This window comes from Pseudomonas nitroreducens (assembly GCF_010994165.1).
GTDB classification, from domain to species: Bacteria; Pseudomonadota; Gammaproteobacteria; order Pseudomonadales; family Pseudomonadaceae; genus Pseudomonas; species Pseudomonas nitroreducens.
Genome location: NZ_WMBX01000001.1, coordinates 1138578 through 1153193, shown reverse-complemented (window position 1 = coordinate 1153193; position 14616 = coordinate 1138578). Strand labels below are relative to the sequence as shown.

The 14616-nt window shown below is 63.7% G+C and carries 14 protein-coding genes; 1 reads left to right on the top strand and 13 read right to left on the bottom strand.

What is annotated here, in order from left to right; translation table 11 throughout:
* Positions 1-128: 128 nt before the first annotated feature.
* The 5 genes from GJV37_RS05485 to GJV37_RS05465 all read right to left on the bottom strand — a co-directional run bounded on the left by GJV37_RS05485 (position 129) and on the right by GJV37_RS05465 (position 5612).
* On the bottom strand, positions 129-1661 hold the full coding sequence (locus GJV37_RS05485; RefSeq protein WP_138526139.1) for a long-chain-fatty-acid--CoA ligase: 1533 nt from the start codon (positions 1659-1661) through the stop codon (positions 129-131).
* A 35-nt stretch (positions 1662-1696) separates the two neighbouring features.
* A complete protein-coding gene (locus tag GJV37_RS05480) occupies positions 1697-2479 on the bottom strand; it encodes a glucose 1-dehydrogenase (protein ID WP_138526140.1) in 783 nt (260 codons plus the stop codon).
* 123 nt (positions 2480-2602) lie between these two features.
* On the bottom strand, positions 2603-3532 hold the full coding sequence (locus GJV37_RS05475) for an electron transfer flavoprotein subunit alpha/FixB family protein (RefSeq protein ID WP_138526141.1): 930 nt from the start codon (positions 3530-3532) through the stop codon (positions 2603-2605).
* Between the two features lies 1 nt (position 3533).
* Positions 3534-4283 (bottom strand): electron transfer flavoprotein subunit beta/FixA family protein, encoded by a 750-nt coding sequence (locus GJV37_RS05470; RefSeq protein ID WP_138526142.1) that lies wholly within the window; start codon positions 4281-4283, stop codon positions 3534-3536.
* Between the two features lie 120 nt (positions 4284-4403).
* Positions 4404-5612, bottom strand: a complete 1209-nt coding sequence (locus GJV37_RS05465; protein WP_138526143.1) for an ABC transporter substrate-binding protein — start codon at positions 5610-5612, stop codon at positions 4404-4406.
* Positions 5613-5864: 252 nt separating this feature from the next.
* Between GJV37_RS05465 and GJV37_RS05460 the strand changes: the two genes are divergently transcribed.
* Positions 5865-6029, top strand: a complete 165-nt coding sequence (locus tag GJV37_RS05460; RefSeq protein WP_193452194.1) for a hypothetical protein — start codon at positions 5865-5867, stop codon at positions 6027-6029.
* A gap of 242 nt (positions 6030-6271) precedes the next feature.
* Here GJV37_RS05460 and GJV37_RS05455 read toward each other — a convergent pair whose 3' ends face one another.
* The 8 genes from GJV37_RS05455 to GJV37_RS05420 form a co-directional block, all read right to left on the bottom strand.
* On the bottom strand, positions 6272-7159 hold the full coding sequence (locus tag GJV37_RS05455; protein WP_171049550.1) for an alpha/beta fold hydrolase: 888 nt from the start codon (positions 7157-7159) through the stop codon (positions 6272-6274).
* Complete coding sequence (locus GJV37_RS05450; protein ID WP_138526145.1) at positions 7156-8289, bottom strand: acyl-CoA dehydrogenase family protein; 1134 nt, start codon at positions 8287-8289, stop codon at positions 7156-7158. Before GJV37_RS05450 ends, GJV37_RS05455 begins: the two co-directional genes overlap by 4 nt.
* Before the next feature lie 39 nt (positions 8290-8328).
* Positions 8329-9525, bottom strand: a complete 1197-nt coding sequence (locus GJV37_RS05445) for an acyl-CoA dehydrogenase family protein (protein ID WP_138526146.1) — start codon at positions 9523-9525, stop codon at positions 8329-8331.
* Positions 9526-9535: 10 nt separating this feature from the next.
* Positions 9536-10405 (bottom strand): MaoC/PaaZ C-terminal domain-containing protein, encoded by an 870-nt coding sequence (locus GJV37_RS05440; protein WP_138526147.1) that lies wholly within the window; start codon positions 10403-10405, stop codon positions 9536-9538.
* A gap of 70 nt (positions 10406-10475) precedes the next feature.
* Positions 10476-11393 (bottom strand): SDR family NAD(P)-dependent oxidoreductase, encoded by a 918-nt coding sequence (locus GJV37_RS05435; protein ID WP_218939128.1) that lies wholly within the window; start codon positions 11391-11393, stop codon positions 10476-10478.
* Between the two features lie 59 nt (positions 11394-11452).
* Positions 11453-12265, bottom strand: coding sequence for an enoyl-CoA hydratase (locus tag GJV37_RS05430; protein ID WP_138526148.1), 813 nt, complete (start codon positions 12263-12265; stop codon positions 11453-11455).
* Between the two features lie 13 nt (positions 12266-12278).
* Entirely contained in the window at positions 12279-13442 is a 1164-nt protein-coding gene (locus GJV37_RS05425; RefSeq protein ID WP_138526149.1) for an acyl-CoA dehydrogenase family protein, read from the bottom strand.
* A gap of 17 nt (positions 13443-13459) precedes the next feature.
* Complete coding sequence (locus tag GJV37_RS05420) at positions 13460-14614, bottom strand: acyl-CoA dehydrogenase family protein (RefSeq protein ID WP_138526150.1); 1155 nt, start codon at positions 14612-14614, stop codon at positions 13460-13462.
* Between the last annotated feature and the right edge of the window lie 2 nt (positions 14615-14616).

The following is a 14616-nucleotide window of genomic DNA, read 5'->3' as shown; positions in this document are numbered from 1 at the left end:
GGGCAGCTGCGCTGCCCTACAATATTCTGAACGACGTTCAAGACTATAAACGCGCGTCGGTTCTACTGTCAACGCACTGAAAGCACCCTGAAGTCAGGCCGAAAAGCCCTGGCTTGAGGGATCGAGAATCAGCTCCGGTACTGCTGGCGCAGGGCGATCTTGCTGATTTTTCCGCTGGGCAGGCGCGGCAGTTCCGCTACGAACTCGATGCTGGTGGGGCGCTTGTAGCGAGCGATACGGGTACCGCAGAATTCAATCAGTTCATCAGCCGGTAGCGTTGCGCCACCCTTGAGCACCACTACCGCCTTGACGGTTTCCCCCCACTTCTCGTGGGGCACGCCGATGACGGCGGCGTCCTGCACCTGCGGGTGGTGCATGAGCGCCTGCTCGACCTCCTGGCAATAGATATTCTCGCCGCCGGAAATGATCATGTCCTTCTTGCGATCGACCAGGAACAGGAAGTCCTGGTCGTCGCGCCAGGCCATGTCGCCGGTACGCAACCAACCGTCTCGCAGGGTTTCCAGGGTGGCGACGCTGTTATTCCAGTAGAAAGCCATGTTGGCCGGCGAGCGGATCCAGATCTCCCCGGCGGTGCCATTCGGGCAATCCTGGCCGTGCTCGTCAACTATGCGAATCTCACAGAACGTCATCGGCTGGCCGATGGATCCCAGTCGACGCACCTCCTCCTCACTGCCCTGCAGCTTATGCAAATGCCTCGGCAATACCGTTCCGGTGGTTTCGGTCATGCCCCAGGAGTTGACGAAGATCTGCCCGAGCAACTCCACCCCGCGCTGCAATACTGCCACCGGCATGGGCGCGGCAGCGTAGAGGATGGTCTCCAGGCTGGATAGGTCGTAGTCACGGATGTCCGCAAGGTCGAGTACCTGCTGAACGATGGTCGGCGCCATGTGCACGGTGACGATTCGCTCGTGCTCGATGGTGCGCAATACCTCGCGAGCGTCGAACTTACGGTGCAGTACCACGCAGCCGGCATGCCAGAATTCGGAGAGCATCATCGACAGCCCTCCGGCATGGAACATCGGCATCATTACCAGCACTCTGCCGTTGGTGCGCATGTCCATGGTCGCAGACTGGTTCTGTGCCAGAGCAAGATCGCCGCGCTGGCTGCGCGCCGCGCCCTTAGGACGGCCGGTGGTACCGCTGGTGTAGATCAGGTGGACGATGTCGTCGGGAGTCGCGCGCAAGGGCGCGCCCTGTGGGTCACCGCCGGCGAGCGCGTTGTCGTAGGGCTCGGCCCAGGCCGGGCACTCGCCGATGCACAGGTAGTGCTCGACTGATGGCAGGCTGCCGCGCAGTGACTCGATCACCTCGGCGTACTGGGCCTCGAACACCAGCACCCGGGGAGCGCTGTCCTGCAGGATGAACTCGATTTCCGGCGCCGCCAGGCGGAAGTTCACCGTGGCGCAGATGAAGCCCGAGAGATGGCAGGCGGTGTAGACGTCAAAGTATTCATTGCAGTTCATCGCCAAGATCGCCACCCGATCCTGGTGACGCATTCCGCGCTGATGCAATGCCGAGGACAGGCGCTGCGCGCGCTCGTGCAACTGGCGGTAAGTGATACGACGGTCTTCGTAGACCACCGCTTCCTGGTCGGGGAACAGACGGGCGTTGCGCTCCAGCAACTCACCGAGTGTATTCATGGCAGGGCTTTCTCCTGAGGGATAGTAGGCGCGGATCAGGCAACCGGGATCGGCAGGCAGAGCACTTCGGACACACCGCCATCGACCATCAGGGCGTGACCATTGACGTAGCTGCTGGCGTTGGAAGCGAGGAATATCGCCGCGCCCTGAAGCTCCTCCGGGTCACCCCAGCGCCCCAGCGAAATATGGCTGCGCACGCACTCCCAGAGCGCCGGGTTGGCGGCAACCGGTTCAGCCATGTCGGTCTGGAAATAGCCCGGGCAGATCGCGTTGCAGCGCACGCCGTGCTGTCCGAGTTCGCCAGCCAGGGACTTGGTCAGGCCGACCACGCCGTGCTTGCTGGCCACATAGGCCTGAAGCTTCTCCCGGCCAACGCGGGCAACGTAGGAGCCGACATTGATGATCGAGCCACTGCCCTGCCGGAGCATAGGCCGGGCCGCTTCGCGGGCCAGCAGGTAATTGGCGGTCAGGTTGATATCGAGGGTCTTGCGCCAGTCGTCCAGGCTGGACTCCAGCAATGGCTGCCAGAGGCAGATACCGGCGTTGTTTAGCAGGACGTCGAGCCGGCCGTGGCGGTTGACGATATCGGGGATCGCCGCGATCACCGCGCCTTCGTCGGCAAGGTCGAAGGCCTGGATATCGGCCGCTCCGCCCTGTTGGCGAATTTCTTCGGCGACCTCTAACAATCGCTGCCGATCGCGCGCCGCCAGCACAACCGTGGCACCGGCGGCGGCAAGCCCCAGAGCCATCGACCGTCCGAGCCCACGGGAAGCACCGGTCACCAGCGCAACCTTGCCCTGCAGAGAGAACAGCTGCATAAGCCCATTACCCCTCATTTATTGTTGTTCTGGGTCGTACCGTACGGGTGCGCTGCCGCTAGAAGGCGGCGCGCATGGAGTCGGCGAGAGCCGTGGCAGCGCCTGCCGCGGCTCTCGCAAGCATCAGCCGAGGCTTCCGCTCATCTGCGGCACCGCCTCGAAGAGGTCGGCAACTAGGCCATAGTCGGCAACCTGGAAGATTGGTGCCTCCGGGTCCTTGTTGATCGCCACTATCACTTTGGAATCCTTCATCCCAGCCAGATGCTGGATGGCCCCGGAAATCCCGACGGCGAGGTACAGCTCCGGCGCGACAATCTTGCCGGTCTGGCCTACCTGGTAATCGTTAGGCATGAAACCGGCGTCAACCGCCGCGCGGGAGGCGCCCACCGCGCCACCGAGCTTGTCGGCCAGACCTTCGAGCAGCACGAAGTTTTCGCCGCTGCCCATACCGCGCCCGCCGGAAACCACCACCCGCGCAGAGGTCAGCTCAGGGCGGGACGAGTGCGTCACTTCCTGGCCGACAAAGCGCACTGCGGGATTGCCCTCCACCGCCGCGATGACCTCAACGGCAGCGCTGCCGCCATCTGCAGCGGCGTCGAAACCGGTGGTGCGCACGGTGACCACCTTGATCGGATCCGGACTCTGGACGGTCGCAAGCGCATTGCCGGCATAGATCGGGCGAACAAAGGTGTCGCTCGACTCCACCGACACCACGTCGGACACTTGCGCACTATCCAGCAGCGCGGCCACACGTGGCATGAAGCTTTTACCGGAGGCGCTGGCGGCGGCCACCACATGGCTGTACTGCCCGGCTATAGCCAGTACCTGCGACGCGAGGTTTTCCGCCGAAGCGTGTGCGTGGGCCGGCGCATCCGCCAGTAGCACCTTGCTCACGCCGAGCAACCGGGCGCCCTGTTCTGCCGCCGCAGCGCAATCGCTGCCAGCCACCAGCAGATGGACTTCCGCACCCATCTGCAGCGCAGCGGTCAATGCGTGGCGGGTCGCCGCCTTCAGCGATGCATTGTCGTGTTCGGCAATTACCAGTACAGCCATCTCAGATCACCTTCGCTTCGTTACGCAGTTTGTCCACCAGAGCCGCGACATCGGCCACCATCACACCACCGCTACGCTTGGGCGGCTCGACTACCTTGAGCGTCTTCAGGCGCGGCGCCAGGTCGACGCCCAACTCACCAGCGGTGAGGACATCCAGGGGTTTCTTCTTGGCCTTCATGATGTTCGGCAGCGAGGCATAGCGCGGCGTGTTCAAGCGCAGATCGGTGGTCACCACAGCCGGCAGCGCCAGATCCAGAGTTTCGAGGCCTCCATCGATCTCGCGGGTGACCTTCACCCGCCCACCGGAGACGTCCACCTGGGAGGCGAACGTGGCCTGCGGCCAGTCCAGCAGGGCGGCGACCATCTGCCCGGTCTGGCAGGCGTCGTCGTCAATGGCCTGCTTACCGAGAATCAGCAAGTCCGGCTGTTCGCGCTTGCACAGGGCGGCCAGCGCCTTGGCCACAGCCAGCGGCTGAACCTCGCCCTCGTCTTGCAGCAGGACGGCTCGATCGCCGCCCAGCGCCAGCGCCGTGCGCAGCACCTCTTGGGCGGCTGCGGGGCCGATGGAGACAACCACCACCTCGCTTGCAATTCCCCCTTCCTTCAGGCGTACTGCTTCCTCGACGGCGATCTCGTCGAAGGGGTTCATCGACATCTTCAGGTTGGTCAGGTCGATGCCGCTGCCGTCCGGCTTGACCCGCGGCTTGGCGTTGTAGTCGATGACCCGTTTGACAGCGACGAGGACTTTCATTGCAACTCCACGATTATCTGAATGTCGTTCATAATTCTGAACTTCGTTCAGATAACTTGTCAACTGCCTGGACGCAGTGCCTCGTCGGCCACCACGCCCGAGCGAACCGGTGAGATGCGTTCAGTCCAGGCTCTCGCGACCCACGCCCCGCTCCTCTTGCCATTCGATTAGTGTGGGCGCAGCCATGTCTCCATCCATGCGATGTACTACCTCGAAGTAGTCCTGCTTGAGCGGGTCCTGCATGATCTCCGCCCGCGGCTTTACCTTAAACACATACAGAGTCTGCAGATTCTGGTGATCGAAGGCGCGCCACTGCTGCTCGCCCTTGAGCAGCCGATAGACATGCCCTTCCAGCGCGGCTATCAGCTTGGCGGGGTCTGCGCTGGAACTACGTCGGGCAGCGTCGGCCCACTGCTGAAGGCTGGCATAGGTCGAGGCCGCCGCGCTCGACGGGTAGGCCTGGTAACGCTGTACAAAGGCGTCAATGAAGGCTTGGCCTGCCTGGCTACCTTCTAGGCGCGGGACCTGCGGGGCCCAGGTGTCGGCGCCAATAACTCCCTCCATGAGCCCGGGGCCGGCCTGTTCGACGATGTCCTGATTGAGATAGGGGACGACTACCTGCATGCGCTGACGCAACCCCAGCTTGTCCACCAGGGGCATGGCCTGGACCAGGTCGTCGCCGTAGAGCATCAGCACCAGAACCTTGGCGTCGCTGCTGGCGGCCTGCTTGAGCGCCGCGCGATAGCTCTGGCCGGAGGCCCGATCGGCCATGGACGCCGCCTCCAGAAAGGCGCCGATATCGGCGTCGGCGTAGGTGTAGCCCGCAGTAACGTAGAAGAACTTCTGGTTGGGGAATTGCTGGTCCAGGTATTCGATCAGCGCTCTGCCCGCCATGCGCGCGCTGCATCCCTCCTGGAACAGGTTGCGCCTTCCCGAGCGCCCGGTGATGTCCGCGGAAGCGGCCTGGGGAACCAAATAGAGCATGCCGCGTCGGGCGGCACTTTCGCCGATGGCCAGCACCTCCTCACTGGAAACCCCGCCAATCACTGTCCGCACATTGGCAGCGGCAAGCGCGTCGACCGCTCGCATGGCCTTATCTTTGCGCCCGCCGGTGTCCAGCGGACGCATCTGCACATTCTTGCCAAGGATGCCGCCCTGGGCATTGATCTCGTCGACAGCCAACAGCGCGGCACGCATCTGCGCCAGGCCCTGTTGCTTGAAGTTTCCCGTCCTGGGGTAGATGAGGCCAACCTCAAGGGCCTCTTCCGCCGGGGCTCGTGTACACAGACAGCAAACCGACAGCAGGACAACGGTAACGAATCTTCGCATCACCCATACCTTTTCTTGTTGTTGTCAGGGTGCCCGGCCCGAATAGCGGCTTCGGCGTGCAGTGCAACCGTCCGTCGCGCCAAGCTGGCGGCCAAGATAGTTGATGCTATTTATATTTGTAAACGTCGTTCAAATTAATCTTGCACTATGGCAAGATCGATCCAGCGCCCCGATGGCCCTCGATGGACCACGCATCCTCGTTGGGCTGGGGCGCAAACGACTCCAATAACACTGCTTTAAGGCAGGTATCCCATGAAAAGAGCACTGATGCTGTCGCTTTTCTTCTTCACACTGGTGGCTGCCGCCAGTACCGTCAACGAGCTCCGCTTGGCCGAGAAACGTGCCCAGTTGCACGATTGTCGACTAGCCCCCTATGGCTGCTTCTCCCCCTCTGTGAGTTTTGCTTCGCTGCGTTGAGCCGCCGCTCCGCGTCCAGTCAGGCTCGCGCTAGCTGGCGCCTGGGATTCAGGGATGTTTGGGGCGCATAGCTCCTCAGGCGATTTCCGCCTTTATCGACCAGCAATGGATAGTCACGCACGTTTAAGCGCCCTACGCCGAGGCATAGAGTTAGCGGTATTGCCCGTGAGTCGTCCCTGAACACTGTGCGCAAAAACGGCCAAAGCCCCCGGAGGGGAGCTTTGGCCGTGAACGCGCTGCAGTCAGAATTCCGCGAGAATTGCCTTCAGAGCTGCTATGAGGGCGACAGGCTGGTCGAGCATGAGGTGATGGTAGCCACCTGGGATCACCACGGGAGCCTTGCCGTTGGGTAGCTGACGCAGCAGTTGATCCATGCGCCGCAAGCGATCGGGTGGCACCACGGTGCTCAACTCACCAGCGATCATCCGCAGCGGAACGCGAATCTGCGCAATCAGCGCCGGCCCGTCCGCTTCCACTTCCGGAGGTGGCAGCTGCGGGTCGAAACACCACGCCCAGCCCTCATCGACTTGGCGAATGGACTTCGCGGCGATATGCCGGCGCGCCCAGTCCAGCGACGGCTGTTCGGGCAGCAGCCGGAAGCGCTGCAGGGCCGACTCGCAGTTGGGGTAGACCTTGCCGCCCAGAGGCCGGTCCGCAGCGATTGGGCGAGCGCTGTCGGAGTAGCGGATCGAGCTGTCCACGATCACAGCCAGTCGTAGCAACTCGGGGATCAGTGTGCAGGCACGCAATACCCGCGAGCCGCCGAAGCTATGCCCCACCAGGGTTGCGCCTTCCAGACCGGCGTGTCGGACCACTGCAGCGATGTCGCCAGCGTAGAGCAATGGCGAATAACTCCGGCGCCAACCGCTCTCTCCCATCCCGCTTAAGTCCAGCGCATAGACTCGGAAGTCGTCGATGAACAGTGGCGCGATGTGGTCCCACCAATGCGCGTGCCCACGGAAGCCGTGGACGAAAACCAACCCCGGCTTACGATAGTCGTCGGGATTCCACGCCAGGTAGTGCACCGGGACTTTGTCCGAATCCGCATAGAACGACTCCGGACGGGTGCGTAGCGCCGCTTGCGCCCAGGCCGGAATTTCCTGCTGCAGCACCCGTTCGCTCTGGCTCACAGCAGCGTACCGTAGCGCTCGACATGATGGTCGCTGTCGCCCCAGGTCATGTCGATGACGGTCAGTCGCTTGAAGTACCAGCCCACTGCCAGTTCGTCGGTCATGCCCATTCCTCCGTGGAGCTGGACAGCCTGTTGACCGATGAAGCGCCCGGCCTTACCGATCAGTGCCTTTGCAGCGGAGACCGCACGCCCGCGCAGGCGCACATCCTCGTTGTCCAGGTTTGCTGCGGCGTAGCAGGTGATGGAACGCGCCTGCTCGACGAAGCCGAGCATTTCCGCCACCCGATGTTGCAGCGCCTGGAAGCTGCCGATGGGCTTACCGAACTGCTTACGGGTCTGCAGGTATTCAACCGTCAGCTCAGTCAATCGGGCCATGCAGCCCACCGCCTCGGCAGACAGTGCGAAGCAGGCGCGGTCGGCCGCCCATTCGAGTTCAGCCAGGGCCAGATTCTCGGCCCCCAGCAGTGCATCGGCCGGCAGGAAGACGTCGCGCAGCTCGACCTCCGCCACACGCTGACCGTCCAATCCCGGGAAGCCGCGCACGCTTACACCCTGGGCCCGAGCGTCGACCAGAAACAGGCTGATGCCATGCCGGTCGTCACGCGCCCCGGCAGTGCGCGCCGATACGATAAACCAGTCTGCAGAATCGCCGTGAGCGACAACGCTCTTGCGGCCATTGAGACGGAAGCCGGCGTCCGCCGGGCGCGCCTCGCACGCCACGTCCCACAGGTCAAAGCGCGCCTGCGGCTCGAGCGCGGCCAGGCTCACGCGGCACTCGCCGCTCGCCACCAGTGGCAACAGCTGCACTTTGGCCGATTCGTCGGCGACCCGCTGCAGCAGCTGCGCAGCCACCAGCGCAGAAGAAAGATAAGGCTCCAGGACCAAACCACGGCCGAATCCTTCCATGACCACCAGGACTTCCTCGGCACCCGCGCCGAGGCCACCGTATTGTTCGTCCAGCGCCAGCGCCAGCAGGCCTGTTTCCGCCAGCGCGGCCCAGTTCTCGGTCGACCAGCCGCGTGGCGTGGCCGCCAGCTTGCGGCGCGCCTCGAAGTCGTACTGCCGCTCGACGAATCGCGCGACCAGATCCGCGAGCATCTGCTGCTCGTCGTTGAGGGAGAAGTCCATCGCGACAACCTCCAGAATTCCGCCTAGACGGCGGCGCGATTAAAGGCCAAGGGTCAGCTTGGAGATGATGTTCTTCTGCACTTCATTGGAACCGCCGTAGATGGAAATCTTGCGCCAGTCCAAATAGTGCGGGGCCAGGGCGTTGAGCAGTTCGCCATTGGCCGTGTCGACGCCGGCGTCAGCCTCCAGCGCAGTTTCCACGAAGGGCACCGCGTAAGGTCCGGCGCACTCCATGATCAGCTCGGTGAGTCGCTGCTGGATCTCCGAACCGCGAATCTTCAGCACCGAGGCCTCGATACCGCTGCCCTGGCGCTTGCCCTCCTGGTCAATCAGACGCAGCAGCGACCACTCGTGGGCCAGCAGCTCCATCTCGATGGCGACGACCTTGTCGCGGAAGCGCACGTCCTCGATCAGCGGTCGCCCGTGTTTCAAGCTGCTCGCGGCGATTTCCTTGAGCCGGCGCATGAAGCGCTTGCAGTTGCCCAAACCGGCAATGTTGGTCCGCTCGTGGCCGAGCAGATACTTGGCGATCGACCAGCCCTTGTGCTCCTCCCCTACCAGATTCTCATACGGGACCCAGACGTTATCGAAGAACACCTCGTTGACGTCATGGCCGCCGTCGAGTGTCTTGATCGGGCGCACCTCGATGCCGGGCGTGGCCATGTCGATCAGCAGGAATGAGATACCTTCCTGTTGGCGGCCGTCGCTGTTGGTGCGCACCAGGCAGAAGATCCAGTTGGCCCACTGGGCGAAGGACGTCCAGATCTTCTGGCCATTGACCCGGTAGCCGTCGCCATCGCGCTCGGCGCGGCAGCGCAGGGCCGACAGGTCGGAGCCGGCGCCGGGCTCCGAATAGCCCTGGCACCACCAGTCGTGCATGTCGAGAATGCGCGGTAAGAAACGCTCCTGCTGGGCCGGAGTACCGAACTTCTGGAGCACCGGCGCGACCATCGACAGGCCGAACGGCATCTGCCGGGGCGCGCCGGCGGTAAAGCACTCCTCATCGAAGATATTGCGCTGCGCGGCGTTCCAGCCGGTGCCGCCGAACGCGGTCGGCCAGCCCGGTGCTCCCCATCCCCGGTCGGAGAGAATGCGCTGCCAGCGCACATAGTCCTCACGGCCCAGGTGCTGGAAATTCAGCACGCGGTCGCGGATGTCTGCCGGGAGGTGCTGCGCGACAAAATCGCGTACCTCCTGGCGGAAAGCCTTATCTTCGCTGCTTTCGCGGAAATCCATCGAGCGCTCCTCAGGTCAGTTCGATCACGCCGTTGTTCAGCACGGTGACGTCGCGGGCCTCGACCCGTGCGCGGAGCTGGACGCGCCCATCGGCGCCGCTCCAGAACTGGAAGCGCAACGTCTCGCCGGGGTACACCGGAGAGGTGAAGCGCGCGGCTAGGCGCTTGAGCCGGCTGGCATCACCATCGGCGCAACGGCAAACAGCGGCGAAGGCAGCCATGCCGTAGGTGGCCAGACCGTGCAGGATCGGCTGGTGGAAGCCGGCTCGAGCAGCGACCTCCGGGTCCGCGTGCAGCGGGTTGCTGTCACCGGAAAGGCGGTAGATCAGAGCGGCCTGCGGCGGCGACAGGAGTTCGAATTCGAAGTCCGGCGCACGCTCCGGCACCGCCGGCAGGCTCTGCGGAGGCTCGTCGCTGACACCGCCTTGTGCGGTGTAGCCACCGTCGCCACGCAGGAACGAAACCTGGCGGGTTTGCGCGATTCGCTCGCCACTATCGGCGTCGATGATGTCGCGCAGCAACTCGACGATGGCGCCTTTGCCGGCGCCCTTGTCGCAAATGCGATTAACCCGCGTGCGGCTGGTCACCCGTGCTTCGGCCGGCATTGGCCGGAACCATTGTGTGTCCTGTTCGCCATGGACCAGTTTCAGGTAGTCCACTCCGGTATCCGGATTGGTCATCCACGGCTTGGGCCAGGCGATGGCCGCCGCCAGGGTCGGGACCGCCTGCAGGTCCTTCTCGAAGGTGAAGCGCAGCTGCACCGGGTCCATCGGGTCGCCACCGACCCCCAGTCCCAGCGCGTAGAGGATGCTGTCGCGCTTGCTGTAGGACTGGGTAACTTCTTCGATGGGCCAGTGTTTGACGCGTTCGTAATTCAACATGCCGGGATCACTCGCTGTCTGATCGTGGGGTCAGCCTGCCGACGCCGGTCGGCAGGCTTGGGGAAACGGCTCAGACCGGTTCCCAGCTGTACACCTCGTGGGTTTGCTGCAGCGGCAGGAAGCTCGGGCGCAGCGCCGGAATGGCGTGTTCCGCCACTTCGGCCGGGGTCCAGCCGTTGTCGCGGTGCACCGAGCGGGTCACGCGCGGCTGGCTGACCAGCATGATTTCGTTGGAGCGGACGTAGAAAATTTGCCCGGATACGTCTTTGGCTTGGTCCGAGGCCAGGAAGACCGCCAACGGCGCCTGTTTGGACGGGTGCATCATTCGTTCCATGCGCTCGGCTTGCAGTTTCTTCTCCGGAGTGTCGGTCGGCACGGCACCGATCATGCGGCTCCAGGCCGCCGGCGAAATGCAGTTGGAGCGCACGCCGAAGGCGGCCATGTCCAGGGCGATGGCTTTGGACATGCCGACGATGCCCAGCTTCGCCGCCGCGTAGTTGACCTGGCCGACGTTGCCTACCAGACCAGTGTTGGAGGTCATGTGGATGTACGAACCCGAGCCTTGGGTACGGAAATGCGGGGCGGCGGCGCGCGCCATGAAGAACGAGCCGTTGAGGTGCACATTCAGCACCGCCAGCCACTCCTGCTCGTCCATCTTGTGGAACATGCGGTCGCGCAGGATGCCGGCGTTATTGACCACGCTGTCGATGCGCCCGAAGGTGTCCAGCGCGGTCTGCACGATGCGATGCGCAGAATCCCAGCCAGCGACGCTATCGGTGCTGGCGACAGCTTCACCACCGGCGGCCTTGATCTCATCGACCACACGCTGGGCCGGGCCTGCGTCCTGCCCATCTCCATGCACGGAGGAGCCCAGGTCGTTGACCACTACGCGGGCGCCCTCGGCGGCCATTGCCAGCGCGATGGCGCGGCCGATACCGTTGCCGGCGCCAGTCACTACTACTACCTTGCCTTCAACCATTCCACTCATTGTGCGTTCCTCTTGTTATAGGTGGACGAGCCGCCCGTGGCGCGCTCGGCGTCCAGTGCTCAGATTTCGTCGTCGGGGAAGTTCGGCTTGCGCTTCTCCATGAAGCTGGCAATGCCTTCCTTGTAGTCGGGCCCCTGATTGGCAATCGGCATGTCCAGGCCGGCGCTCATCACTGCCTCATGGCAGGTCTGGAATGGCACTTCCCAGAGCTGCTGCTTCATGATTCGCATTGAGCGAGGCGAGCAGTTTTCCGCTAGGTCGCGGGCGTAGGCGTAGGTCTCCTCTACCAACTGCTCGGCGGGAATCGCGCGGTTAACCAGGCCCATGCGCTGCGCCTCGATGCCCTTGATCTTGCGGGCAGACAGCAGCAGGTCCAGGGCGTTCGCATGGCCGACATGGCGCTCCAGGATCCAGGCCATGCCATATTCGGCAGTCAGCCCACGACGCGAGAACGCGGTAGTGATGGTGGCGTCCTCCGCAGCGAAGCGAACGTCACAGAACAGCGCGTGAATCAAGCCGATGCCTACGGTGGCGCCATTGAGCATGGCGATTACCGGCTTTGGAATGGCTGGGTAATACGAGCAGCGAGTCTGCCAGTCCGGGCGTTTGCGCATGTCGAAGGGACGCGGAAGCTTGGTCATCAGCTTGTGCGGATCACCGCCGAAACTGTTGATGTCGCCGCCCGCGCAGAACGCCTTGCCGGCGCCGGTGAAGACGATCACCCGCACGCCCTTGTTGGCGCCAGCTGTCTGCATGGCGTCGTACACCTCGGTGGCGACCTGGTCGTTCCAACTGTTGAGCTGGTCCGGCCGGTTGATGGTGATGGTCGCGATGCGATCCTTCACCTCGTAGAGAATGCTCTCGTAGTTCATCCCACCACCTCGCTCAGAAAGACCGCGGCAGGCCGAGGATGTGCTCGGCTACGTAGGACAGGATCAGGTTGGTGGAGATCGGCGCCACCTGGTACAGGCGCGTCTCGCGGAACTTGCGCTCAATGTCGTACTCGCAGGCGAAGCCGAAACCGCCGTGGGTCTGCAGGCAGGCGTTGGCGGCCTTCCAAGAAGCGGTAGCGGCCAGGTGCTTGGCCATGTTCGCCTCTGCGCCGCAGTTCTGGTGCGCATCGAACAGCTCACAGGCGCGATAGCGCATCAGGTCGGCAGCGCGCAGATCGATGTAGGACTCGGCGATGGGGAACTGGATGCCCTGGTTCTGGCCGATCGGGCGGTCGAAGACCACGCGGTCGTTGGCGTAGCGGGTCGCCCGGTCGACGAACCAGTAGCCGTCGCCGATGCACTCGGCAGCAATCAGCGTACGTTCGGCGTTGAGGCCATCGAGGATGTACTTGAAGCCCTTGCCCTCCTCGCCGATCAGGTTTTCTTCTGGGATCTCCAGGTTGTCGAAGAACAGCTCGTTGGTCTCGTGGTTGACCATGTTCGGGATCGGCCGAACATCGAGCCCCTTGCCGATGGCGTCATGCAGGTCAACCAAGAAACACGACAGGCCTTCGGACTTCTTCTTCACCTCGGCCAGCGGCGTGGTGCGCGCCAGCAAGATCATCATGTCCGAGTGCTGGACCCGAGAAATCCACACCTTCTGCCCGTTGACCACGTAACGGTCGCCTTTCTTCACCGCATTGGTCTTGAGCTTGGTAGTGTCGGTGCCAGTGGTCGGCTCGGTGACTGCCATGGACTGCAGGCGCAGCTCGCCGCTGGCAATCTTCGGCAGGTACTTGCGCTTCTGCTCTTCCGAGCCGTTACGCAGCAGGGTGTTCATGTTGTACATCTGCCCATGGCAGAAACCCGAGTTGCCGCCATTGCGGTTGATCTCTTCCATAATCACCGAGGCCTCGGCCAGGCCCAGGCCCGAGCCGCCGTACTCTTCCGGGATCAGCGCGGCCATCCAGCCGGCCTTGGTCAGGGCATCAACGAAGGCTTCGGGGTAGACGCGGGCGTGGTCGATCTTGCGCCAGTACTCGTCGGGGAACTCGGCGCACAGGTCGCGCAGGGAGTCGCGCAGCTCGCGGTACGGATCGTTTGCGTCGTGCTTCATACAGGCTCTCTCGTCAGTCAGGCGTCGGCGGCAATCAGGCCGCCATCGCGGGCCAGTTGCGCCAGGTGGTGGTCGGCATCGCCGAAAAGGATTTCGATCATCGACAAGCGGCGCATGTAGTGGCCGACCTGGCATTCTTCGGTCACGCCGATGCCGCCGTGCAGTTGCACCGCCTGCTGGGCGACAAAACGCGCCGAACGGCTGATCTGCACCTTGGCCGCGGCGATGGCGCGGCGGCGCTCCAGGGCGTCGTCCTCGCCGACCATCATGCTGGCGTAGAGCGCCATGCTGCGGGCCTGCTCGATCATCACCAGCATGTCGACCGCCTGGTGTTGCAGAGCCTGGAATGAGCCGATGAGCACGCCGAATTGCTTGCGCACCTTCAGGTATTCGACGGTCATGTCGAAGGCTTGCTGCATGGCGCCGACAGCCTCGGCGCACAGCGCCGCTAGAGCGCCATCGACCGCCTTCTCGATCAGCGGGAGTGCTTGCCCTACAACGCCGAGCAGCGCCGCCTCAGGTACGCGCACGTCCTTCAGGGTGATATCCGCGGCGCGCAGTCGGTCCTGCGTCTGATAGCCGCGACGCTTCACGCCAGGGGCGTTGGCATCGACGAGGAAGAGAGCCAGGCCGTCGGCATCGCGGCGCGCGCCAGAGACGCGGGCGGAAACGATGATTTGATCCGCGCAATCGCCATGCAACACGTAGCGCTTGCTACCATCGAGCACCCAGTCATTGCCTTCACGGCGGGCGCTACTGGCAACATCGGCCAGGTCGTAACGCGCCTGGGACTCGCTGTGGGCGAAGGCGAGCAGGCGCTCGCCGGCGATCAGCGCCGGCAGGATATCGGCGCGCTGCGCCGGGCTCGCGGCGTTGGCAAGCAGGCCACCTGCGAGCACTACCGTCGCCAGATAGGGTTCGAGCAGTAGGCCACGGCCCGCCGCCTCCATGACGATCAGAGTTTCCGCCGGACCGCCGGCAAAGCCGCCATCGGCCTCGGCGAAAGGCAGCCCGAGCAGGCCGAGTTCGGCATAGCTGGCCCAGAGCGCACGGCTCCAGCCGTCTGCCTCGCCCATGTAGCGGTTGCGCTGCTCGAAGCCATAGCGGTCGGCAACCAGGCGCTCGACCGCATCCTTGAGCATGCGTTGTTCTTCGTTCAGATCGAAATTCATGC